The organism is Rhodanobacter sp. C03, from assembly GCF_002001175.1.
GTDB lineage: Bacteria > Pseudomonadota > Gammaproteobacteria > Xanthomonadales > Rhodanobacteraceae > Rhodanobacter.
On sequence record NZ_MUNT01000001.1, the window covers coordinates 1,317,340 to 1,338,454 of the forward strand.

At 62.1% G+C, this 21,115-nt stretch carries 17 protein-coding genes; 10 read left to right on the forward strand and 7 right to left on the reverse strand.

Going from position 1 to position 21,115, the window contains the following annotated elements; translation table 11 throughout:
• Nucleotides 1–66 precede the first annotated feature (66 nt).
• Nucleotides 67–756 (reverse strand): methyltransferase domain-containing protein, encoded by a 690-nt coding sequence (locus B0E48_RS05685; RefSeq protein WP_077516682.1) that lies wholly within the window; start codon nt 754–756, stop codon nt 67–69.
• 312 nt (nt 757–1,068) lie between these two features.
• On the opposite strand from B0E48_RS05685, the gene B0E48_RS05690 reads away from it, so the two are divergent.
• The 5 genes from B0E48_RS05690 (at nt 1,069) to B0E48_RS05710 (ending at nt 4,954) form a co-directional block, all read left to right on the forward strand.
• Nucleotides 1,069–2,133, forward strand: coding sequence for a hypothetical protein (locus B0E48_RS05690; RefSeq protein ID WP_077516684.1), 1,065 nt, complete (start codon nt 1,069–1,071; stop codon nt 2,131–2,133).
• A 33-nt stretch (nt 2,134–2,166) separates the two neighbouring features.
• Nucleotides 2,167–2,973 carry an SDR family oxidoreductase gene (locus B0E48_RS05695; RefSeq protein WP_077516686.1) on the forward strand — a complete coding sequence of 269 codons (807 nt, stop codon included), beginning with the start codon at nt 2,167–2,169 and terminating at the stop codon, nt 2,971–2,973.
• A 31-nt stretch (nt 2,974–3,004) separates the two neighbouring features.
• Complete coding sequence (thpR, locus tag B0E48_RS05700; protein ID WP_077516688.1) at nt 3,005–3,625, forward strand: RNA 2',3'-cyclic phosphodiesterase; 621 nt, start codon at nt 3,005–3,007, stop codon at nt 3,623–3,625.
• A gap of 5 nt (nt 3,626–3,630) precedes the next feature.
• On the forward strand, nt 3,631–4,458 hold the full coding sequence (locus B0E48_RS05705) for an SAM-dependent methyltransferase (RefSeq protein WP_254423858.1): 828 nt from the start codon (nt 3,631–3,633) through the stop codon (nt 4,456–4,458).
• Nucleotides 4,459–4,651: 193 nt separating this feature from the next.
• A complete protein-coding gene (locus B0E48_RS05710; protein WP_077516690.1) occupies nt 4,652–4,954 on the forward strand; it encodes a hypothetical protein in 303 nt (100 codons plus the stop codon).
• A gap of 10 nt (nt 4,955–4,964) precedes the next feature.
• Here the strand turns inward: B0E48_RS05710 and B0E48_RS18000 are convergent, their stop codons facing one another.
• Nucleotides 4,965–5,501 carry a hypothetical protein gene (locus B0E48_RS18000; RefSeq protein WP_254423859.1) on the reverse strand — a complete coding sequence of 179 codons (537 nt, stop codon included), beginning with the start codon at nt 5,499–5,501 and terminating at the stop codon, nt 4,965–4,967.
• Nucleotides 5,502–5,717: 216 nt separating this feature from the next.
• Between B0E48_RS18000 and B0E48_RS18005 the strand changes: the two genes are divergently transcribed.
• The 4 genes from B0E48_RS18005 to B0E48_RS05730 all read left to right on the forward strand — a co-directional run bounded on the left by B0E48_RS18005 (nt 5,718) and on the right by B0E48_RS05730 (nt 10,956).
• On the forward strand, nt 5,718–6,773 hold the full coding sequence (locus B0E48_RS18005; RefSeq protein ID WP_254423860.1) for a GGDEF domain-containing protein: 1,056 nt from the start codon (nt 5,718–5,720) through the stop codon (nt 6,771–6,773).
• Nucleotides 6,774–7,073: 300 nt separating this feature from the next.
• Nucleotides 7,074–7,376 (forward strand): hypothetical protein, encoded by a 303-nt coding sequence (locus B0E48_RS05720; protein ID WP_077516694.1) that lies wholly within the window; start codon nt 7,074–7,076, stop codon nt 7,374–7,376.
• A gap of 3 nt (nt 7,377–7,379) precedes the next feature.
• Nucleotides 7,380–9,158: a diguanylate cyclase gene (locus B0E48_RS05725; protein ID WP_254423861.1), complete on the forward strand. Its 1,779-nt coding sequence runs from the start codon at nt 7,380–7,382 to the stop codon at nt 9,156–9,158.
• 88 nt (nt 9,159–9,246) lie between these two features.
• Nucleotides 9,247–10,956 carry a M28 family metallopeptidase gene (locus B0E48_RS05730; protein ID WP_254423862.1) on the forward strand — a complete coding sequence of 570 codons (1,710 nt, stop codon included), beginning with the start codon at nt 9,247–9,249 and terminating at the stop codon, nt 10,954–10,956.
• A gap of 62 nt (nt 10,957–11,018) precedes the next feature.
• On the opposite strand, the gene B0E48_RS05735 is transcribed toward B0E48_RS05730, so the two are convergent.
• Nucleotides 11,019–11,627 carry a TetR/AcrR family transcriptional regulator gene (locus B0E48_RS05735; protein ID WP_168170294.1) on the reverse strand — a complete coding sequence of 203 codons (609 nt, stop codon included), beginning with the start codon at nt 11,625–11,627 and terminating at the stop codon, nt 11,019–11,021.
• Nucleotides 11,628–11,796: 169 nt separating this feature from the next.
• Between B0E48_RS05735 and B0E48_RS05740 the strand changes: the two genes are divergently transcribed.
• Complete coding sequence (locus tag B0E48_RS05740; RefSeq protein WP_077517031.1) at nt 11,797–12,864, forward strand: MBL fold metallo-hydrolase; 1,068 nt, start codon at nt 11,797–11,799, stop codon at nt 12,862–12,864.
• A gap of 164 nt (nt 12,865–13,028) precedes the next feature.
• Here B0E48_RS05740 and B0E48_RS05745 read toward each other — a convergent pair whose 3' ends face one another.
• From B0E48_RS05745 to B0E48_RS05760, 4 genes are all read right to left on the reverse strand, one after another.
• Nucleotides 13,029–13,880 (reverse strand): energy transducer TonB, encoded by an 852-nt coding sequence (locus B0E48_RS05745; protein ID WP_077516698.1) that lies wholly within the window; start codon nt 13,878–13,880, stop codon nt 13,029–13,031.
• A 125-nt stretch (nt 13,881–14,005) separates the two neighbouring features.
• Nucleotides 14,006–16,762, reverse strand: coding sequence for a M14 family zinc carboxypeptidase (locus B0E48_RS05750; RefSeq protein WP_077516700.1), 2,757 nt, complete (start codon nt 16,760–16,762; stop codon nt 14,006–14,008).
• Between the two features lie 208 nt (nt 16,763–16,970).
• A complete protein-coding gene (locus B0E48_RS05755; protein ID WP_077517033.1) occupies nt 16,971–18,932 on the reverse strand; it encodes an alpha/beta fold hydrolase in 1,962 nt (653 codons plus the stop codon).
• A 178-nt stretch (nt 18,933–19,110) separates the two neighbouring features.
• On the reverse strand, nt 19,111–21,078 hold the full coding sequence (locus tag B0E48_RS05760) for an alpha/beta fold hydrolase (protein WP_077516702.1): 1,968 nt from the start codon (nt 21,076–21,078) through the stop codon (nt 19,111–19,113).
• Nucleotides 21,079–21,115: the final 37 nt, after the last annotated feature.

Consider the following 21,115-nt stretch of genomic DNA (forward strand, 5'->3'; position numbering starts at 1 on the left):
GTTGTTATCGAAGTGGAACACGCGAGTGGAGGTCGGATCGCTTGCACAGCGAATACGCTCGACAATTCAATGCTGCCGCGTCGGAATTCCATCAGCCATCACCGCGCCACGCCGATAGCTAAGCAACCGGCCGCGGAACGGTGCGATATCGCGCGCATCGAAACGGCTGCGCAGTTCGACGACCGTATAACCCTGCTCGGCGAGGGCGCGGGTGAACGGAGTGCTGTTGCCGCGGCCGGGATCGGTGATCAGCACCTCGGCATCGGGCAGGGCGTGGCGCAGCACCATCGCCGCGAGCAGATCGGCATGCCCGCTTTCGTACAGGATGTCGCTGCCGATGATCAGGTCGAAACGCCCCAGCGTGGCGTCGGGTACTTCCCAGCGCAGGTCGCGGTAGGTGATGGCGAGCAGCTCGTTCTGCGCGGTGTTGTGGCGCAGGAACGATTCGGCCAATGGATGATGGTCGCTGGCGGTGATGTCGGCGCGGCGCTGCTGCAGTACCAGGCTGGACAGGCCCAATCCGCAGCCGAGTTCAAGAATGCGTTTGCCGACGATGTCGTGCGTGCACATCGCCTCGGCCAGCACGCAGCCCGCCGGCCATACCTGGCCGAACAGACTCCATTGGGCGGACGAGATGCCGATGCGGTCGGCGTGCAGGTGCGGATCGGCAAACTGCTGCAGGTCGCTCAGCGCGCGAATGCGATAGTCGTGTCCGCCAAGGCAGACTGTGAGTTCGCGGGTGGTATAGCCCGGCATGGGCGCTCCCGTGTGAGCTTCAGCCGGATAACCGGCACGAGGCGATGATGGGAGTGCGGTGACGAGGGCCGTCAGGGCGCTGAAGAAGGAGCGTGAACATGGCCATCGTACGCCATGGGTGTTGCCACCGGGGAAACTGCGCGCCGGCGTGAGGTGTTTCGCTGTGCCGGTTTCGGCGAAAGCGATGGAATATCCTGATCCGCGAAATCGCACGACTGCGCTATAGACAGCATGCCCCATTCCACCGGCATACTTGGGTTTGGCGTCCGCAGCTGACGCATCCACGGGTCATCAATTCGCAGGAATGACGGGATGGGCATCATTCGGGACAGCAGGCATTTCGATGGCACGCGCAAGGCTGCGCGGCCGATGGAGCGCATCCATAACGTGCGCGAGGCCGCCAAGGATTTCCGTCGCGAACTGCTGGCGCAGTCGAAGGTGCTGTTCTATCGCTCGTTCGAGCTGGTGCGGGTGCCGTATCCGACGAAGTACGCCTATCTCAATGCGTTCAGTTCGTTCTCGCCCTATCTGCACCTGGTCAATCGTTTGTTCGTGATCCAGTTCCAGTCGGCCGAAGGCATCAAGACGCTGCTGGCCTCGCCATCGGACTGGGAGCACCAGAAGGAGACACCGTTCTTCACCCGGCTGGGCAAAAAGAGCGGCCCGTTCGAGAGCATGGTCGAACGCCTGATCTTCAGGAAGACCAACACCGTATTGAACTGCCTCGCCAGCATCGGCCTGCGTCCCGAAGACATCAACTACATCACGTACGATCATTTGCACACGCAGCGGGTGACGCGCTGGCTGGGCGATGACGACCAGCCAGCGATCTTCCCCAACGCGAAACTGCTGGTGATGCGCGAGGAGTGGGAGAGCGCGCAATCGCTGATCCCGTGGCAGAACCAGTGGTATTGCCCGGACGGCATCAAGCACGTGCCGGCGGACAAGGTGGTGCTGCTCGACCACGACGTCTTTCTCGGCGAGGGCGTGGCGCTGGTGCGTACCAAGGGACACACCGAGGGCAACCATTCGATCGTCGCCTCCACCGATGGCGGCATCCATGTCTCCAGCGAGAACGGCGTGTCGCTGGACGCGTATGCACCGCTGCATTCGCGCGTGCCCGGCGTGGCCGAGTTCGCCCGCTATACCGGCGCGGAAGTCATCCTCAACGGCAACACCGTGGAGTACGGCGTGGACCAGTACATCTCGATGATCCAGGAGAAGGAAATCGCCGGGCCGTCGCCACGTTTCGACGGCTACCCGAACATGGCGCCCAGTTCGGAAGCGCAGGGACACTGGCTGTTCCCGCGCACGCATCCCACCGTCAGCTTGGGCGATCTGCATTACGGCAAGTTGCAGCTGCCGACGCGTGCGTAAGCGGCGTGGCCACCTTGCAAGGAAACTGAAACGATGAAGAATTTCCTGATCACCGGTGCGGCTTCCGGTATCGGCGCACAACTGGCCACAGCCTTGCTCCAGCGCGGCGAGCGTGTCTGCGCGGTGGATATCAATCAGGTGCCGATGGAGGCGCTGAAGGCTGCGGCTGCAACGCCTGAACAATTGTGGATGGCATCGCTGGACGTGCGTGACGCGGCGGCATGGGACGCCTTGCTCGATCAACTGAAGCAGCGCTGGGGCCAGCTCGATGTGCTGGTCAACGTGGCCGGCGTGCTCAAGCCCGGCTATTGCCATGAGTCCAGCGCGGCGGATGTGGACTTCCATATCGACATCAACACCAAGGGCACCATCCACGGTACGCGGGCGGCGGCGCGGCTGATGAAGGCGCAGGGCCACGGCCACATCGTCAACATCGCGTCGCTCGCCGGCATCGCGGCGATCCCGGGCCTGTCGCTTTACAGCGCGTCTAAATTCGCGGTGCGTGGCTATACGCTGGCGGTGGCGCAGGAGCTGCGCGATAGCGGAGTCAAGCTGACCGTGGTGTGTCCGGACGCGGTGCAGACGCCGATGCTGGATCTGCAGGTGGATTACGACCAGGCCGCGCTGACGTTCTCCGGCAGCCGTTCGCTGACCACGCAGGAAGTGGTGGCGGCGATCCTCGATCGCGCACTGACCAGGGCGCCGCTCGAAATTACGCTACCGGCCAGTCGCGGTTTCCTCAGCAAGCTGGCCAGCTTCTTTCCCGGCCTCAGTGTGCTGGTGCTCGATGGGCTGCTCAAGAAGGGGCGCCAGAAGCAACAACAGACCAGGAAACACTAGCCACGCCTTCCGAGCGCGCTACATAGCATCCATGGCCATTCGACAAACCCTGCCCGAAACCCACCAGTCCGATCTGCTCGGCGGCATCGCCTCGACCGAAGTCCACCGGTTGTTCTTCGCATTGATGCCGGACGACGCTACACGCGAGCGGCTGGCGGCTGTTGCCCACGGTCTCAAGGCGGCGCGCCCTGGACTGCGCGCACGCTGGATCCATCCGGACCGCTATCACGCCACCCTGCATTTCCTGGGCGACCACGCCGCGCTGCGACCGAGTCTGGTCGATGGCGCAGTGGCCGCAGCCGAGCAGGTAAGCGCCGCGGCGTTTGACTGGACGCTGGACAGCGCCAGTAGCTTCCGCGGCCGTGAACCCCCCTGCGTGCTGCACGGCGCCGAGGCTTGCGCGCCGCTGCAGCAACTGTGGCAGACACTGGGAAAGGCGCTGGTGCTGGCGGGACAGGGCGCACGCCTCGAACGCAGCTTCACCCCGCATGTCACGCTGGCCTACAGCCACGGGGTGATGCTGCCGGAGCTGGCGGTCGAATCCGTGACCTGGCCGGTGGCGGAGTTTGTGCTGATCCATCACGTGGTCGGGCAGGGTGCATACCAGATCCTCGGGCGCTGGCCGCTGATTGGCGAGGCTGTCGTTACATGAATTCGATGAGCGAACCCACCATGGATGCAACCCGTTCCACTGGAAGTCTGGTCTGCGTAGGCCTGGGCATGACGCTGGGCTCCCATCTCGGCCCGCTGGCGCGCAGCCACATCGAACAATCCGACGTGGTGTTTGCCGGACTCTCAGACGGCATCGTGGAATTGTGGTTGCACAAGATGCACGCGGACGTGCGCAGCCTGCAGCCGTACTACCACGAGGGCAAGTCGCGCATGCAGACCTACCGGCAGATGGTCGATGCCATCCTCGCCGAGGTGCGTGCGGGCAAAAAAGTATGCGGCGTGTTCTACGGCCATCCCGGTGTGTTCGCCTGGGCGCCGCACAAGTCGATCGAGGTGGCCCGCAGCGAGGGTTATCCAGCGCACATGGAACCAGGCATTTCCGCCGAGGATTGCCTGTATGCCGATCTCGGCATCGATCCGGGCACGTATGGCTGTCAGCACTACGAGGCCAGCCAGTTGCTGTTCTACCAGCGCCGGATCGACCCGACCGCCTACCTGGTGCTGTGGCAGGTGGGTCTGGTCGGTGATCAGTCGCTGGCGCGCTTCTCCACCGGCTCCGCTTACAAGCAGGTGCTGGTCGATGTGCTGGCGCGCGACTACCCGTTGGAGCATGAGATAACGCTCTACCGCGCGCCGACGTTGCCGATTCAGCACGCGCGGATCGAGCGGCTGCCGCTTGGTTCGTTGCCACAGGCCGAGGTAGGCATGGCCGATACGATGGTGCTGCCACCCGTGCATCCCATGCAGGTCGATCACGAGATCCGGGCGCGGTTGTCGGCGCTGGATCGGGCCACGGCTGGTCAGGAGCCATGAATTCCGATTTGTCGTGTGCAATGTCGGATCGATGGTGTATTTTCAGCGCGACAGGGTGGCAAAAGGCTCACTGCTTGCCGTAAGGCGATGCGGCAGGAACGCAACGGGGGAAGACGAGGAGCCTGCAAGACGCTGCAGCGTCCATTGCCCAGATGGCCAGCTCTCAACCATCCAGATATCAGGGGGATGACCGATGTTCGATGTGATCGATTTTCTTGAAACTGTCGGCCAGGACGCACAGTGGCGTCATGCCGACTCGGACGCACTGGCGGTCGCATTGGCTGGGGCGCAGATTGATCCGGAGTTGCGCGTGGCGATCCTTGCCAGGGATGAGCAGGGGTTGCAGGCGTTGCTGGGGCAGGTTCCCTTCTGTTGCCTGATCAACCCTGCCAAGCCAGGCGAGGAACAGGAAGAGTGTGACGGCAACTGCAAAGAGGGTGAGGAGAAGAAGGACGACAAGGACAAGGAGAAGGACAAGAGAAGGGATGGAGATTAAAGACCAGGTTTTACAACTTGCCGTTCCTGCGCCTGCGACCACTGACTAGCTCATGGACCAGGCGGGCAGGTACAGGTTGATATTCGCGTGCCGCGCGCTTCTGCTTTTTTTTGTAGCGGGCGCGGTTGCTGCGCCTGCGCCTGCATCCAACGATCCTGCGCAGTTGCTTAGACAAGCTGAAAGCGTCGAGCCTTCCAACCGCGCCGAGTTCAACGAGCTCATGGGTCGACTCGATGAGGTCGCGACGAAGCTCTCGCCGCAACAGAAGTTGCATCTGCGCTACCTCGAAGCTCGGCAGATCGCCTTTGCGGGCAACTACGCCGCCGCGTTGCCGTCGTTGACTGCGCTTGCCGATCAAACTACGGACCCCGTTCTGGCGTTTCGCGCCAGTGCCACTGTGATCGACTTGCTGGTAGCCCAATCCCGCTATGAAGAAGCCTTTGCCAGGCTCAATCCGTTGCTGGACCAGTTGCCAAAAATGAAGGAAACCGATGTCCGCATGCAGGGACTCGGTGTTGCGGCGCAGTTGTACAACGAAGCCGGCCAATACGATGCGTCCACTCGTTATGCCGATCAAATGGTCAAGGAAAGCACTGACGCTTCAAGTGCATGTAGGGGCTGGTTCTACAAATCCGATGCACTGTTTGAAAGTGGCGGAACGCGGTTGTCCGCCGATCAGCTCCGCGATGGCACGGTGGCATGCGGAAAGGCAGGGGATACACTTTTTTCTCTCAGCTTTCAGTACTTGCTGGCGGGTTTCGACATGCGACAGGGGCGCTCTGAGTCGGCAATCCATGTGCTGCAAGCGAGCTACCCCAAGGTGCTGCGTGCAGGCTTTCCACCGCAAATTTCGGAGTTTGAGTCCACGCTGGCCAAGGCTTACTGGAAGGGTGGTGATCTCGCCTCTGCGACGAAATTTGCCAACAACGCCTTGGCTACCAATGCCAACAGACCGTATTCGGAGTCGACGGCCAACGCCTATCAAGTACTTTACGAAGTCGACAAGAAGGCGGGCGACAGCAATGCTGCCCTGGCAAACCTTGAAAAGTACGTCGCTGCCCACGATGGCTACGTGAGTCGACTCAGCGCGAAGGTACTCGCTTATCAAATCGTCAAGCAGCAGGTGCTGGCGAAAAAGCTGCAGATCGATACGCTGAACAAGCAGAACCAGATCCTCACGCTGCAGCAGAAGCTCAACAAGAAAGCCGTGGAAGCCAGCCGGCTGTATATCGTGCTGTTGCTGATAGTGCTGGCGTCGATCGCGTTATGGACCTACAAGGTCAAGCGCTCGCAACTGCGCTTCATGAAACTGGCGCGGCGCGATGGCCTCACCGGCATCTTCAACCGCCAGCATTTCGTCAATGAGGCCGAGCTGCTGTTGCAGTACTGCCGCAAATCATCACGTGACGCCTGTCTGGTGCTGATCGACCTGGATCATTTCAAGGCCGTCAACGACACCTATGGTCACGCAGTGGGCGATCGCGTGCTGCAGCGTGCCGTCGAGGCCTGCAAGAGCTGCCTGCGCTCGACCGATATTTTTGGCCGTCTCGGTGGCGAGGAGTTCGGCATCCTGCTGCCCGAGTGCACGCTGGCGCAGGTTCTCGTTCTGGCCGAGCAGATCCGCCTGACGATTGCGACCGCTTCCGCCGGCGATGGCGCTCCTGGCATTCCCATCTCCGCCAGCTTCGGTGTTTCCACCACGGCGCATTCCGGTTACGAACTGCGCCAGCTGCTGATCCACGCCGACGAGGCGCTGTACCGGGCCAAGCGCGAAGGCCGCAATCGGGTCAGCGTGATCGATCACCCGGAATGTGCCTGACCGGCCGAGTTCCCGGTGCGAGTGACGGCGTTTGCCGCTGACATTCGATTTTCGAGCGCTGCGTTGCTTGAACCAACGGCATAGGACTTCCGAAAGAGCATGGCGTGGTGGCACGCCGTGCCGAGCCGGCGATCATTGCCGTCGATATTGAGGAAATATGCGGCTGTCACCGGCAGACGCCTGTGATATGCCACAATTCGGCATATCCGAGGGGGATAGGGGCCTTGGTCTAACGTATCTGGTCAAATCTCTTGACCATCGCGGTGCGTTTTCAAACAACCAACTGTCAGGGGGCAGGCAATGACGGACGTGATCGATTTTCTGGAACAGATGGGACAGGACGCGCAGTTGCGTCATGCATCGCAGGATGAAGTGGAACTGGCGTTGACCAGTGCGGAGATTGCCCCGGAGTTGCAGGCGGCCATTCTCGCCAACGATCCGGCGCAGCTGGAAACGTTGCTGGGGCAAGCTCCTGTTTGCGCTATTTACTTGCCAGGCAAAGAGGATGAAGAGGAAGGCGACGAGGACGAGGAGACTCCGTCAAAGGAGCCGGATGAGGCCCCCGGGCACAGTGGGCTTCGCGCCGTGATCGCGGCGGCCTAGTCGATGCTTCGCTCGGGCAGCCAGCGCTGGGCATGCGTTGCCGGCTGGACCTTGCTCGTGGCCATGCTGATGGGTACGGCCGTTGCGGCCGTGCCCACCGCTGATGACCCTGCGCAACTGCTCAAGCAGGCGGACAGCGTCAGAACGTCGGATCATCCCGAGTTCCTGCAACTGATGAAGCGGCTCGGCGCCGAGGCGGCCACGCTCTCCCCGCAGCAGCGTATGCATCTGCGCTACCTCCAGGCATGGGCAGTCGGTTATCAAGGCGATTACGAAACCGCCACGCCGCTGTTGAACGCGGTCATCGCGGAGTCCACGGATGCCACGTTGCGGTTTCGCGCGGGTACGACCCTGGTGAACAATCTTGCGATTGGATCCCACTATGAGGAAGCGTTTGCGCAGGTGAGCCAGTTGCTGGACCAGCTGCCGCAGATTGTCGACAAGGATGCCCGCATACAGGGGCTGGGCGTTGCCGCGTTCCTGTACAACGAGGCTGGCCAATACGATCTTGGCCTGAACTACGCGACCCAGATGGTTCGGGAAAATCCGGTCGGGGATGGTAACTGCAAAGGCAGGATGATCCAGGTCCAGTCGCTCTATGAGAGCGGCAAGTTCGCGACATTCGGCAAGCAGTCCCGCGAGGCCATTGATGCCTGCAACAAGGCATCGGAATTCCTCTACGCCAACGCGGTTCGCTTCTATGTGGCGAGTTTCGACATTCAATACGGTCAATCGTCCGCGGCGATCAAGCTTTTGCAGAAGAACTATGCGGATGTCCGGCGCATCGACTACGGGGAACTGACCTCCGAGTTTGATGCCACGCTGGCGCGTGCGTACTGGGACGAAGGTGAGACTGCGCTGGCGCAACAGTACGCACACGCCGCGGTTGATGGTGGCGTCAAGCACGAGTTCACCAAGTCGCGGACCAGCGCCTATGAATTGTTGTATCTGATCAGCAAACAGCAGGGTGACCTGGATGCCGCGTTGACCTATCACGAAAAATACACGGCGGCTGACAAGGGCTATTTGAACGAGGTCAGTGCGAAGGCGCTGGCCTACCAGACCGTCAAGCAGCAGTTGCTGGCGAAAAAGCTGCAGATCGACACGCTGAACAAGCAGAACCAGATCCTCTCGCTGCAACAGGCGCTCGCCAAAAAGGCCGCGGTAGCCAGCCGGCTGTATATCGTGCTGCTGCTGCTCGTGCTGGCGTCGATCGCCTTTTGGACCTACAAGATCAAGCGCTCGCAGCTGCGCTTCATGAAACTGGCCCGGCGCGATGGTCTCACCGGCATCTTCAACCGCCAGCATTTCGTCAACGAGGCCGAGCTGCAGTTGCAGTACTGCCGGAAATCATCACGTGGTGCCTGTCTTGTTCTGATCGATCTGGATCATTTCAAGGCCGTCAACGATACCCATGGCCATGCGGTGGGCGATCGCGTGCTGCTGCGTGCGGTCGAGGCGTGCAAGACCTATCTGCGTTCGACCGACATCTTCGGCCGCCTCGGTGGCGAGGAGTTCGGCATCCTGCTGCCGGAGTGCACGCTGGAACAGGTTCTCGTGCGCGCCGAGCAGATCCGCGTGGCGATCGCCACCGCTTCCGCGGGCGAGGACGCTCCCGGCATTCCCATCTCCGCCAGCTTCGGTGTTTCCAGCGTGGCGCATTCCGGTTACGAACTGCGTCAGATGCTAATCCACGCCGACGAGGCGCTGTACCGGGCCAAGCGCGAAGGCCGCAACCGGGTCAGCGTGGTTGACCATTCGGCAATGAGTTTGGCGAGCTGAGTTCGCGCTGACACGGGCGACATGCGTGGACAGCAGCGGATGGTCGCGCTAAAACAGCGGCTTGTCCCCCGGCTGCTGGAGTCCTCCGATGCGCGCCATGCCCACCGTTTTCCTGTTCGCCCTGGCTACCGGCGCAGGCTCGTTGATGGCGGCGACGCCAGCGACTTCCACCCAGCCGACGTCCGTCGAGGTCGCGCTGGCGCCGCAGATCAATGCCGCCGATTTCGCGCTGTTCGACAAGACGCTCAGCTCGGATGCGTTCGGCGGGCGCAAGCCCGGCACGATCGGCGGCCAGCGCACCACGGACTGGCTGGTCGAGCAGTTCAAGCGCATGGGCCTGCAGCCGGGCAACCACGGTTCCTGGTATCAGGCGGTGCCGGCGGATTCCACCCAGTTGTTGAATACCGATGTGACGCTGGACATCACGGCGCACGGCAAGCCGGCGAAGTTCGCCTATCGCACCGACATGATGGCCGAGACGCTGCAGGCGAAGGCCCAGGTCGATCTGAAGAACTCGCCGGTGGTGTTCCTGGGCTACGGCGTCGATGCGCCGAACTGGCACTGGAACGATTACCGGGGCGTCGACTTGAAGGGCAAGACGGTGATCGTGCTGGTCAATGATCCCGGCTTCGCCACCGGTGATCCCAAACTGTTCAACGGCCGCGCGATGACTTACTACGGCCGCTGGACCTACAAGTATGCGGAGGCGGCACTGAAGGGCGCGGCCGCGTGCTTCATCGTGCATACCAGCGACGCGGCGGCCGGCTACCCGTTCAGCGTGCTGCAGAACAGCGGCAGCGGGCCGCAGTTGAGCCTGCCGGCCAGCGTGGATCCGTCACCGCGGCTGCCGGTGGCCGGCTGGCTGACCCGCGATGCCGCCACGCGCTTGTTCGCCGATGCCGGCCTCGACTTTGGCCAGTTGGAAAAGGCCGCGGCGCAGCCGGGCTTCAAACCGGTGCCATTGGACGCCACCGCATCGATCAGCCTGCGCAACAAGATCGGCCACCTCGAATCGAAGAATGTGGTGGCGATGGTCAAGGGCAGCACGAAGCCCGATGAGGCGGTGATCTACACCGCGCATTGGGATCACCTGGGCACCGATCCCACGCGCAAAGGGCATCAGGTTTTCAGTGGCGCGATCGACAACGGCACCGGCCTGACCATGCTGCTGGAGCTGGCCGATGCGTTCGCCCATCAACAAACGCCGCCACCGCGCAGCGTGCTGTTCTTCATGCCCACGATGGAGGAGTCGGGCCTGCTCGGTTCGCAGTATTACGCAGCCAAGCCGGTGTTCCCGCTGGACAAGACGGTGGCCGATATCGCGGTCGATGCACTGCCAATCATCGGCCGTGCCCATGACATGACAGTGATCGGCAAGGGCCAGTCGCAACTCGAGGACATGCTGGCCGATGTGCTGAAGACGCAGGGCCGGGTGACCTCGCCGGAAACCACGCCGGAGAACGGCTTCTACTTTCGCTCCGATCATTTCAGCTTCGCCAAGGCCGGCGTGCCGGCGATGCTGGCCAGCTCGGGACTTGATCTGCTCGATGGCGGCAAGGCGGCCGGACAGAAGGGGGCGGATGACTATACGGCGCACCACTATCACACGCCGAACGACGTGTTCAATCCGGACTGGGATTACTCCGGCATCCTCGAGGATACCCAGGCGTTGTACGAGTTGGGTCAGCACCTGAGCCAGGTCGGCGTGTGGCCGACGTGGTATCCCGACAGCCCGTTTCGCGCCAAGCGCGAGGCGATGATGCCGCACGACAAAGCCGGCACCAACGCGACGAAATGATGGAAGGTGCTGGCCGCCGTGCCGGCGCCCGCTCCCCGCAGCAAGGGGAAAAGCAGGCCCGCTCAGCGCGAGCGGACCTGCTGCAGCCGGCTCATCAGGGTGAGGCAGGCCTCGTCGATGACGCGCTTCTGCGTGGCCTTGTTCGGTGCCGGCTGCCAGGCGATCACCGAGTGCCAGTAGACGCTTGACTTCAGCATCGCCACGAACAGGTCGGCGAGAGCACGCGGGTCGAGCTTGCCTAGCTTGCCGGCGTCGCCGGCTTCGCTGAACCAGCGGAACAGCCCATTCTCCTTTTCGCCGAACTGCGCCATCAGGCTCAGACTGCGCTCTTCCGAGCGCATGCATTCGACCATCAGCACGCGGCTCAGCCGCACGAAGTCCGGATCGCAGATCAGCTGCATTTCCTGTTCGGCGATCTCACGCAGCTGCTCGGCGAAATCGCGCTGCTTGTCGTAATGCAGTTTGCCGAGCGGGTCGACACGCTCGATCAGCAGCGCCAGTACCGCCTCGAACACCGCGTCCTTGGACGGGAAGTGCTTGTACAGCGTGCGCTTGGACACCTCGGCACGGCCGGCGATGGATTCCATGCTGGCGCCAGCCAGCCCCTGCTCGGCGAGTTCGGCGATGCCGGCATCAAGCATGGCGGTGCGCTTGTTGAGGCTGCGGTTCAAGGGCGGGTCTTCCTGAAAGTATACGGAACAGTTTACTTTTTTCGCGTGGTCGCATAAAGTATACGGCATCGTTTACTTGCTGACGGAGTTTCCCGTGATGGCAACTGGTCTTATGACAGCCGGTCTTCTCATCCTTGCCGTGCTTGGCCTCGCGCTTGTGGCGTGGCGCATGACAGCGCGTCGTACGCCTGCAGGCGCGAGCTACGCCGGTTCCACTGCCTGGCGCGCCGGCCGCTTCCGCAATGTAGCCGACACCCGCGCCGGCAGCCTGCGCGCGGTGATGCGCGAGTTCTGGGCAAATCGAGGCATCCGGCGCAAGCCACGCAGCCCGCTGCCGGTGACGCCGGTGCGTGCGGACGTGCTGAGCGGCCCGGCTTCGCAGGCACTGCAGGTGACTTGGCTCGGCCACTCCACCACCTTGATCGAGATCGACGGCCTGCGTCTGCTTACCGATCCGGTGCTGAGCGAACGTGCTTCGCCACTGCCGTTCGCGGGGCCAAAGCGTTTCACGCCGCCCGCGCTGACCGTGGCGCAACTGCCGCAGATCGATGCCGTGCTGTTGTCGCACGATCACTTCGATCATCTGGATCGCGACACCATCCGCGCGCTGGCCAGCAAGGTCGGGCGTTTCTACACGCCGCTCGGCGTGGGCCGACGCCTGATCGCCTGGGGCATTGAAGCAGGACGCGTGGTGGAACTGGACTGGTGGCAGGAAGCGGCATTCGGCCCGCTGACATTGGCTGCCACGCCGGCGCAGCACTTTTCCGGCCGTGGCCTGCGCGATGGCAACTCGACGCTGTGGGCATCGTGGACCGTGCTGGGTACGCATGAGCGGCTGTTCTTCAGCGGCGACACCGGCATGCACGCGGGCTTTGCCGAGATCGGCGAACGCTACGGGCCGTTCGACCTCACCCTGATCGAATGCGGCGCGTACAACGAACTATGGCCGGACGTGCACATGCAGCCGGAGCAATCGATCGCTGCCCATCAACTGGTGCGCGGCCGCACGATGATGCCGGTGCACTGGGGCACGTTCGATCTCGCCATGCACCGTTGGGACGAGCCGGCCGAGCGCGCCCGCGCGCTGGCGGCGGAGCAGGGCGTGCACTTGGTACAGCCGCGTCCGGGCGAAACCGTGCGACCCGATTCCATTCTGCAGGCACCGTGGTGGCGGGCGTTCGAAACCGATACCACGTTCAACCATTCAACCCACGTCACGCGGGAACACGCCGCATGAGCGCGTGACCATCCACAACTACGGTCTGAATGGTTTCTACGAATTTATGGGTAAGCCGGCACCGGCGAAGTCGACGTTCACACGGCCTGATCGGATGACCTGCGAAAACCGGCGCACGAGATGCCAGTTTTCGCAGGTGGCGTTGTCCGGTTCGGATACGGGAATCAGGCGCCGCTGAGCGGGGTGGTCAGCTGCAAGCCCTGGTTGATCTGGTAGAGGCCACCATCAGGCACCGCATCCGCGGCCCCGGTCAGCAGCTTTTTCTTTTCGACCCACGGCACCAGCTGGCGCGGTCCCGGCACATAGGATTGCCACCTGCCGTACGGCACGTCTTTATAGGTGCCACGTGGACGTATGTCGAAATTGACCGGCACCTTCGCCACCCAGTAATCGTCGGCGACATGCTTGCCGATGGTCGGAGTGTTGAAGGTCCATTCCCTGGCTGCGGTGATTGCGGCTCTGGCGAGATTGTCGCGGAACAACTGCATGTCACGACCGCTGGCGTAGACCGTCAGGTTGACCTGCTCGGCCGCGGCATCCTCGACTCGGCCGTCTCTGCCGACGCGCAGCAGCAGATAGACCGTGCCGGAGACTCCCGAGTGCAAGGCGAGGCCAGGATAACGGGGCGGCAACCTCGTCTTGTAGCTGATGCTTTCGCCGGGAACCTTGTCGTCCTGACCAAACTGGGCGGCTGAGATGCTGATCGCATCGTGGGTGTCGTCGACGCGTTTGGCGAGGAGACGCAAGCTCATCTTCGCCTTCACGGCAACTGTCTGCTGATCGTCGAACTTGAACTTCCAGGTGGGCACGTTTTGCTGGAGGATCTGGACGACGATGGGCGGAAGCTGGTCAGCATGATCGAGGGTATAGCCCTGGACGCTGCCGTCCGGCATGACTTCAATCGACCCGGTAACCAGCATGCTCGCCTCGGCCTGCTTGCGGACTTCCGCCGGACTTTCGGCCCAGGTCGCGCATGCCATCAAGACGCAGAACAGCCCCATCAACCATCGTTTCATCCGTGTGCTCCCCATGGTTACTTCGATCAAGTCTAGCGTCCGTGGATACTGATCGCACCATACCCCATGCTCGTCACGGGATGCAGGATCGCATCTTCAGACGACACAACACGATTGCAGTCGCATCAGGGTTTTGACGTCTGAGCATCCAGCCGGTCGTAGTTGACGATGGCGTTGAACACCAGCGGATAGCTGCCAATGGTCTCGCCGCGCCAGATCGGATTGCTGGCGAACAGCAGCACGTGGCCCTTGCCGTAACGGGCATTCACCACCGCGGCGCGTTCGGCCATCTCGTCGCCGCCATCGAGCAGGCCGGCAATCAGCAGGTGACCGGCGTCGGCGTAGCGCAAGATCACCTGCGGACGCTGCTCAGCCGGGATCACCCACGGGTTGTTGCGCATCTGTTCGGCGTTCAACGGCAGCGCCTGCCACGGCTTGGCCTCAGGCAGGGCCGGCGGTTCGACCGAGGCACGGCCCTCGGGCGTGTCGGTGTCGTGCGGACCGCCGCGTCCGGTCGGACGCTGGAAGTCTTTTGCGCTGGGGATTCCGTTGTCGCCGATGACCAGGTTGGACACTGTGAACGACTGGCCGACTGCACTGTAAAGAGCGAGGTCGTCGCTGGTGTAACCCGCCGCGATCGGGCTCTTGCGGTCGACGAAGTTCGCCTGCAGCACGCTGCCGACAACTTTCAGGTTGTGCGTGGGCGTGACGAACACGCCCGGCGCCATGCCGGTGTCGATCGCGAATTTCGCGGTGTCCTCCGAGGTGATCAGCAGGCCGCCGGAGCTTACGAACTGCTTGAGGTTGGCGAGGCCGCTGGCACCGAGCCCGGGGCGGATGTCATCGGTGCTGTCGATGTGGCCGATGTTCGGCGTGAGCTTGGTGGTTTTCCACGGCATCGGGTTGCCCCACATCGGCAGGCCGTCGACGATCTGCTGTGCCGTGACGCCACCGATCGGGCCGAACAGGATCACGTCGTACTTCGCGCGCAGGTCGCTGGTCTTGGCCACGTCCTGCGTGCTGATGTAGCTGTACGGCACGTGCAGCTTGTCCAGCGCCATGCGCCACCAGCCCTCGGTCTGGGTATCCAGCCAGGTGTGCATCAGCGCGATACGCGGCAGTTTCCCGCTGGACATGTCGATCGCGGCCAGCCCCTGCGGCACCGTGACCGGCTGGCCGACCGAGTCCATCGGCGCCTTGAGGATCGTGTTGTCGGTCACGCGCACGACCTGCACGTCGAACAGGTCGCCCATCGACCAGGCGGTGTCGTCGTAGGGATGCTGCTGCGGATCCTTCGGCGACCAGTACTGGCGATCGAGCAGCGTGTCGGCGATGCGCGAATACGGCTGGTCCATGCGCACCACGTAGCTGCCGGCGGCAAACGTGCGCGAGCTGGCCTTGGTGGCCTTGCCGTCGTCGCCTTTGGACGCGGGCAGGGTCACCGTGACCGGCGCCGACAGGCGGCTGACCTCGGCATGCTGCAGCTGCATGATGCGCAGCAGCTGCGCCTGCGAACCGGTGCGCTTGTCGTCGGCCGGGAACACGTAGGCGGCCGGACCGGCTTCCTGCGGCTTCTCGATCGAGCGCTTGCTCTTCAAGTAGAAATTCTTCAGGAACAGCTGGCTGTTGCCGGAGAAATAATTCAGCGCGGTGAGCAGGCCGGTCTGCTCGTAGTTGTTGTTGTCGCGCTGCGACCAGGTGACTTCAGGCAGCGGCGGGTTCGGCTTGTACCAGGTGCGCTGGTAGTCGGCTGGATCGAGGATGCGCTTGACCGTATCGGCGCCGTCGTTGCCGAACGTCTCGTACAGCCGGCTGATGCCGTTGTGCATGGCGGCGATGAACATCAGGTAGCCCGGACTCCAGGTATCGAAGTCGCCGTGGGTGAACACGCCGGGCATGCCGAACTTGGTCAGCTGCTGCACGTTGTCCCAGCCCAGCTGCTGCCACTCGCCGGTGAGGATCGGATCGATCCATGCGTTGTACGGGCCGTCGCCCACGGTGTTGTCGTACAGGAATGGCACCGATTCGTGCAGGTCGTGCAGCACCTGCGCATGCCAGCCGATATAGGTGTCCGCCACGTTGCGGGTGAGGTTCAGCGTCATCGCCATCGCGTCGCGATTGTTGTCGTGCGCAACGTAGTGGCCCCAGTACATCAGCGGCGGGTAGTTCTCGCCCGGATGCGCCAGATGCCAGTTGTAGCGATCCACCTGGCGGTCGCGGCCGTCCACTTCGACCACCGGCGTGATCAGCGTGATCACGTGCGAGCGGATGTGCTGGATGTACGGTGCGTTGTCCACTGCGAGGCGATACGCCAGTTCCATCAGCGCGGTGGGCGCACCGGTCTCGGTGGAGTGGATCGTGCCGGTGATGTAGTAGACCGGCGTGGATTGCGCGATCAGCTGGTCGGCGGTGGCGTCGTCCATGTTGATGCTGCGCGGATCGCCGAGCTTGGCCAGGCGTGCCTTGTTGGCGTCGAGGTCAGCCAGCAGGCTTTCGTCGGCGATCGCCACCGCGATCATCTCGCGGCCTTCCTCGGTCTTGCCGATGGTGAACACCTTCACCCGCGGACTGGCCGCGGCCAGCGCACGGAAGTAGCGGTAGACATCGGCCGAGTAGGGCAGGTAGTTCGGTGCGCCGGAAATATGGCCGAGCACTTTCTCCGGCGTCGGCACGCTGGCCGAGGCGGGCAGGTAATCGGTCAGCGGCGAGTTGAACGAGGGGTCGGTGGTGAACTTGAGGATCTGGTCGGTATAGTCCTGATCGATCGGCTGGCTAGGGTCGCGGGCGTAGCCCATCGACCCGCTCGGATCGGTTGTCGCGAGAACACTGGTCGTAGCGAGCGCCAGCAGAGTGACAAGTGAAAGCCGGATGGACACGCGCATGATTGGATTCCCCTCGGACCGCAGGCAACGGATCGCTGCACTTTGCCAGAACGGGGATGATTGCGTGTAGCCCATCAGTTGGGTAGGCATACCCGGCCATGTCAGCGTTGCCGTTTGCCTATCCTGCTGCAGCGTGTTGCGACGACGCGCATTGTGCTGCAGATGCGATCCAGTCGAGCTCGACTGGATCGCATGGTGTCAGCCGAGGTCAGTGCACGGTTGCGCTGCTACCGCTGTTAGCCTGGGTGGTGGTTACACCGGGACCAATGCTGGCAGCAAGGAACTGCACCAGCTTCGTGTACAACTCGGTGTTGTTGGCTTCGTCGTAAAAGCCATGCATTTCATTGGGCTTGTACAACCACTCGTGCTGGATATTGCGTTTCAGCAGGGCCGAATGCAGGTTTCGGCCCTGAACGGGTGGCACGCGCTCGTCCTTGCCGCCGACAACCAACATCACCTTCGCCTTGAGCCGATCGAGCTGGTTGATGGGCGAGCGTTGGGCCAATGCGCTGGTATCGTTGCCGAGGGTCTTCTCAAGAAACCTTTCGCCATCGACCGACTGCGGAACGTCGCCACGGTAGCTCATCAGCGCCAGGTCGTAGACGCCAACGTAGCCGATGGCACATTGGTAGAGATCCGGTTCCTTGACGGCGCCTTCAAGCGCCGCATAGCCGCCATAGCTGGCGCCGAAGATGCAGATGCGCTGCTGGTCGGCGATGCCCTGCGCAATCGCCCAGTGCGTGGCGTCAGTGACGTCGTCCTGCATCTTGCCGCCCCATTCGCGATATCCGGCGGCCATGAACTTGTCACCAAGCCCACCGGAGCCACGGAAGTTCACCTGCAGTACGGCGTAGCCGCGTGTCGCCATGGCCTGCACCATAGGGTCGAAATCCCAAGTGTCGTAGATTCCGAACGGTCCACCATGAACGTACACCACCATCGGCAAGTGTTTCGCGCTTTCTCTCCCTGGTGGAAAGCTTACATAACCGCGCAGTTTCAGCCCGTCTCGTGCGGCAAATTCGATCGGCTGCTTGCCAGCCATCTGGGTAGGATCGATCCACGGAGCACATGGCAGTAGCGAGGTGAGCTTGTTGGCCTGGTGGTCGTACAGATAAAACGTGCCCGGATCAGCATCGGCATAGACGTATACGATACTGCGCTGGCCATCGCGAGTTCCGGAAATGAAGCGGACGCTTTCTCCCGGAAATTGCCGCATGAGCATGACCAAGGTCTTCGCGTCAGCCGAATTGCTGTCAAACAGTGCAGCACCGGGACGGCCATCCACGAAATCCACGCCGATGATGTCACCGGCCATGCCGCGCAAAAGCCCTGTTGCTGAAATTGTCGGGTTGCTCCAGACGGTTTCCCGGGAGACGTCCATTGGATCACTGCTGCATACAGCAAATCCACCACCGGCGGTGGGGCAACTGAAGTACACAACGCTGTCGTCGTTGTTGAACGCCAGTGGATAGGACTGGTCCTGCTCGGCCTTCTGCATCTCATTCCAGCCGTTGCTGCCAGGAAGATGCTTGAACACCCTTTTCTTGCCATTGGCATCCTCGCCAATGGCATAACGAACGCGACCTTGGTGATCGGCAATGAATTCCGAGATATTTCCGGGTGCCGTGGTGATACTCACCATGTTGCCGCTGTGGACATCCATCCTGGAGACGAGCCAAGGCTGGTAATAGGCCAGTTTGTTGGCTGCATCATCGCGCACCGTCCCGGCCTTGAGGCTTGCAACCAGTATCTCGTCCGGATCGTTCGGAATCGTGGCAATGAATCTGGCAGATCCGAGTACCTTCGTGTTGCCACCATCGGCGTCGATCGCAAGCAGCAGTCCGGAGTCCAGAGGCGCGTCATAGCCACCACTCGACTTGCCTGTGGTGAATACCACGCGAGTAGATGAAGCCCACCAGAAATCGGTGACGTCGTCATTCTTGTTGGGCCGGATAACACGGCCGGCCTTCATGTCTGCGACAGGGAGCAGCACCAACGCATTGTGCCCCTCCACCACGGCGGTGGCAGCGAGGTATTTCCCATCGGGGGAAATTTTTGCGTCCTGGCTTGCCGGGTGTCGTGCCAGTTCCCCTAATGACACTGGTTCGGCGCGCAGCACGGCGACAAAAAGCAGCAACAACAACGCAACAATCCAGTGTCGCAAAACCATCGCCATATTTCCCCTGTGGTGACAATGCGGTCGCCACCTTTACTCGATCACATCGCGTAGTCGGCCTGTTGAGACCTGTGTTGGCGCGTTTACTGTAAGCGCCTGATACGCCGGCATGTTCTGCTAGAGCTGTCTCGTAGCTTGATCCATGCCGGTTCAGTGCGAGGCTGCGCGCGCATTATTTAGTCACGCCGGGACCAATGCTGGAACCGACGAACTGCACCAGCGTCGTATACAACTCGGTCAGGTTGGCCTCGCTGTAGAAGCCATGCATCTCGCCGGGCTTGTCCATCCATACGTGCGCGACATGGCGATTCAGCAGTGCATTGTGCAGATTGCTGCCCTGGATCGATGGTACGCGGCGATCCTCACCACCGACGACCAGCATGACCTTGGCCTTGAGGTGATCAAGCTGATTGATCGGCGAGCGTTGCGCCAATACGTTCATGTCGTCGCCGAGGACGCGCCGGAGATAATTCTCGCCGGAAGTGGACTGCGGGATATCGCCGCGCTTGTACATCAGCGCCAGGTCATAGACGCCGACATAGCCGATCGCACATTTGTACAGATCAGGCTCCTTCACCGCACCCTCAAGTGCCGCGTAGCCGCCGTAGCTGCCGCCAAAAATGCAGATCCGTTGCGGGTCGGCGATGCCCTGGGCGATCGCCCAATGAGTGGCATCAGTGACATCGTCCTGCATCTTGCCGCCCCATTCACCCCAGCCAGCTTGCTCGAAGTTGTAGCCATAGCCACCGGAACCACGATAGTTCACCTGCAGCACGGCGTAGCCGCGGGTCGCCAGCACCTGCACATAGCTGTCGTATTCCCAGCTGTCGCTTACGCCGTAGGGTCCGCCGTGGACAAACACCACCATCGGCAGGTGTTTGGCGTTCTCCTTGCCCGGCGGAAAGCTGACATAGCCGTGCAGATCCAGGCCGTCGCGCGCAGCAAATTCGAACGGCTGCTTGCCGGCCATCTGTTCCGGATTGATCCACGATGCGCGCGCCAGCAAACCAGTCAGCTTGTTGGTACTGCGGTCGTAAAGATAGAACGTGCCGGGATCGGCATCGGCTTCGGCCAGCACGACGCTGAGGCTGCCGTCGAGGGTTCCGGAAACGAACCGGACGCTTTCGCCTGGCAGCTGTTTCATCAGCGCGATCAGGGTAGTCGCGTCTGCCGACTGGCTATTGAACAAGGACATGCCCGGGCGGCCGTCCATGAAGCTCACTCCGATGATGTCGTCTTTAGCCATGCCGTAGACGAAGCCGTTCGGGGAGGCCTTCGGGTTGCTCCAGACCGTTGTCCAGGTGTTCTTCGCCGGATCCCAGCTGCATATGCCGAATCCACCTCCACTGGCCTTGCAGGTGAAGTACGCCACGCTGTCGTCGCGACTGAACGCCCACGGGTAGGCCCGCTCGTCATCGGGTTTCGACACCACCTGCCAGCCGTCGCCATTGATCGGATGCGCGTACACCTTGACGTTGCCGTTGACGTCTTCACCGTAGGCAAAACGGACGTGCCCCTGATGATCAGCGACGAATTCCATGTTGCGAGCCGGCGCGTTAAGCAGGCGTGCCATGCCACCGTCGCGCACGTCCATGCGGTAGAGGACGGGTAGCATGCCTTCCGTGCCGGCGGCATCCCAGGAGCTGACCGCGACCAGCACATGGTTGGGGTCATCTGGAATCGAGGCTATGAATTCGCCGAACCCGCGATCGGCGACTGCCTTCTGAATGTGCGAACCGGTACTCATGTTGTTGTTGCGATAGCCGTACAGCAACTTCGGATTTCCGCCGTCTGCGTCGACCCCGAACAGTTCGCCGGTGGCCAGCGGCGAGTCGTAGCCACCCTGGCGCGTGCCCACTGTATACAGCACACGTGTGGGCGAAGCCCACCAGAAGTCGATGACGTCATCCCCTTCGCGCGGGCTGACGAGATTGCCCTTCTTGTCGGCGAGACGGATCAACGCCACTACGGTCTGGCCTTTGACAATCGCAGTCGCCGCCAGGTACTTCCCGTCGGGGGAAATCTTGACGCTCTTGTATTGATCATGGCGTGCCAGATCGGCAAGTGAAACCGCCTGCGCATGCAGAACGGAAACGCACAGCAACAACAACGCAATGATCCAGCGTCGCAAATCCATCATCTGATTCCCCTGTCATGATGCACGACCACACCTCATG

Coding starts and splice junctions, on each gene's coding strand:
- B0E48_RS05745 (WP_077516698.1), bottom strand. CDS start 13,880: ATGAAACGATGGTTGATGGGGCTGTTCTGCGTCTTGATGGCATGCGCG.
- B0E48_RS05685 (WP_077516682.1), bottom strand. CDS start 756: ATGCCGGGCTATACCACCCGCGAACTCACAGTCTGCCTTGGCGGACAC.
- B0E48_RS05750 (WP_077516700.1), bottom strand. CDS start 16,762: ATGCGCGTGTCCATCCGGCTTTCACTTGTCACTCTGCTGGCGCTCGCT.
- thpR (WP_077516688.1), top strand. CDS start 3,005: ATGGCCATTCGACAAACCCTGCCCGAAACCCACCAGTCCGATCTGCTC.
- B0E48_RS05725 (WP_254423861.1), top strand. CDS start 7,380: ATGCTTCGCTCGGGCAGCCAGCGCTGGGCATGCGTTGCCGGCTGGACC.
- B0E48_RS05695 (WP_077516686.1), top strand. CDS start 2,167: ATGAAGAATTTCCTGATCACCGGTGCGGCTTCCGGTATCGGCGCACAA.
- B0E48_RS05755 (WP_077517033.1), bottom strand. CDS start 18,932: ATGGTTTTGCGACACTGGATTGTTGCGTTGTTGTTGCTGCTTTTTGTC.
- B0E48_RS05720 (WP_077516694.1), top strand. CDS start 7,074: ATGACGGACGTGATCGATTTTCTGGAACAGATGGGACAGGACGCGCAG.
- B0E48_RS05740 (WP_077517031.1), top strand. CDS start 11,797: ATGACAGCGCGTCGTACGCCTGCAGGCGCGAGCTACGCCGGTTCCACT.
- B0E48_RS18005 (WP_254423860.1), top strand. CDS start 5,718: ATGCGACAGGGGCGCTCTGAGTCGGCAATCCATGTGCTGCAAGCGAGC.
- B0E48_RS05705 (WP_254423858.1), top strand. CDS start 3,631: ATGAGCGAACCCACCATGGATGCAACCCGTTCCACTGGAAGTCTGGTC.
- B0E48_RS05730 (WP_254423862.1), top strand. CDS start 9,247: ATGCGCGCCATGCCCACCGTTTTCCTGTTCGCCCTGGCTACCGGCGCA.
- B0E48_RS05760 (WP_077516702.1), bottom strand. CDS start 21,078: ATGATGGATTTGCGACGCTGGATCATTGCGTTGTTGTTGCTGTGCGTT.
- B0E48_RS05710 (WP_077516690.1), top strand. CDS start 4,652: ATGTTCGATGTGATCGATTTTCTTGAAACTGTCGGCCAGGACGCACAG.
- B0E48_RS05690 (WP_077516684.1), top strand. CDS start 1,069: ATGGGCATCATTCGGGACAGCAGGCATTTCGATGGCACGCGCAAGGCT.